This is a genomic window from Endozoicomonas sp. SESOKO4 (genome assembly GCF_024606275.1).
On sequence record NZ_JAHHPS010000121.1, the window covers coordinates 1 to 1,596 of the forward strand.

The following is a 1,596-nucleotide window of genomic DNA, read 5'->3' on the forward strand; positions in this document are numbered from 1 at the left end:
GCAGGGCAAAAATCAGCTCATGGACACTCCGGACCTGCTCAGCCTCCTTAGGGTTAAGTGCCTGAAGACAGGATTGCAACTGATGGCACGCTGCCACCCAATCACAAAATGATACCTGCCCTTCTTTACCGGCTTGCAGGAGATGGGTGATAGGCTCTAACTCTGAACGGATGGTCTGCTTCAGTGTCTCAAACCGGTTGATCAAGAGCGGTAATTCATCTCGCAATAACTTGACCTGGAGTGAACATTTGTTTCCAGCCTGCATCAAGAATGTCTTGTAACCCTGCAACAGGGCTTCAGCCCCATAAACCAACCGATTTACGCTGTCCATGGTATCTGCCAGTAGCTCTGAACGTTGCGGCGACATGCTCATTTTTATCGGGTTTGCCAGACAATCCAGTCCACCACCGGGAGCAAAAAATGCCAACAATCGGGCATTTTGATCTGTGAGCCATTGAAAACCGCTGGCGACCTGAAGGGGTGTGCCTTCAGGGAGGGACAAATCATCCCGTGACGGGACAGCTGTCGTTAATGGTAAATCAGAAACAGCAGAGGACAGGCTTCTGTGACTGGCCAGTTTTTCGGTAATGTCACCGGCAACAATGAAGGCTCCGGGCTCACCGTTAAAGTGGGCGCAGGCCAGTGTTGCCTGTTGGCCATCCTGAGCGGCCAATGCCTCAAACTGTTCACCGGCCCGCATTAAGGTTATTTGTTCCTGTTTCAGGAAGATCGCTATATGATCATTGAATCCTGCTTCGGCAAGGACAAAACCCCCTGCCCGTTTGATGAACTCTGGCTCAAGCATCCAGTCTTCAGCGTGGTGGGCCACCACAATGGCTCCCTCTGGCATAGAATCTGCTTGTCGTTTTTTGGCCAGCCAGAGTGGGCCGGTGCAATAGCCTTCGCTGATACCCTCGCCACTAGCCAGATTCTCTTCGGGTATAGGCATGGTAAAATCCATGCCGCCAGAGAGCCGGGTGACAGGGCGTACCTGCAACAGCAACAGTTGACCCTGATGGTCAATGGCAAACTCTACATCCACAGGGCAGAGCAACAGGTCTTCCAGCTCTGTCACCACCTTCCTGAGTTCTGAAACCATGTCATCACTGAGTGATTGCCCACCGTCGTTTGAATGAACATCAGCATCAAAAATCTCTCTTTCCGAGAATCCGTTGTCGTCTTTGTGCAGGATGAAGTGACTTGAGACCTTCCCGGGAACGTATTGATAATGGTCAGTTCCTTCTTTACGATCCTCGCGCAAAATATCAATGCGGTGGGGCGTGTTGCCAAATTGCCCTGCCACTACACCTTTGGGTTGACCGGGTGTGTACTCAACCCTGACGGTATCATCCTGATAAGATTGAAAGCTCATGGCGACCCCGCCATATTGGCAATCCACGCAGTGTTGAATAATCAACGCCATGGGTTGCGGTATACCTTCGGAACAGACTTCAGGCCGGTACGCTGAGGCCATGACCTTAAGGCAGGTACTTAAAACATCCTTTTCTCCCTGAACCACAGAGAGGTATTTGCCCGCCTGAGCATCGCCGTAGTTGTCTTCGTTGATGCCAGAACTGCGGACAATCACCGGCTGTG

Annotated in this window: 1 protein-coding gene; it reads right to left on the bottom strand. The window is 51.6% G+C overall.

The features are described 5' to 3' along the window. Nucleotides 1-1,596: PEP/pyruvate-binding domain-containing protein (locus KDK16_RS02115; protein ID WP_257274446.1), on the bottom strand; the 1,596-nt coding region annotated here is incomplete at both ends.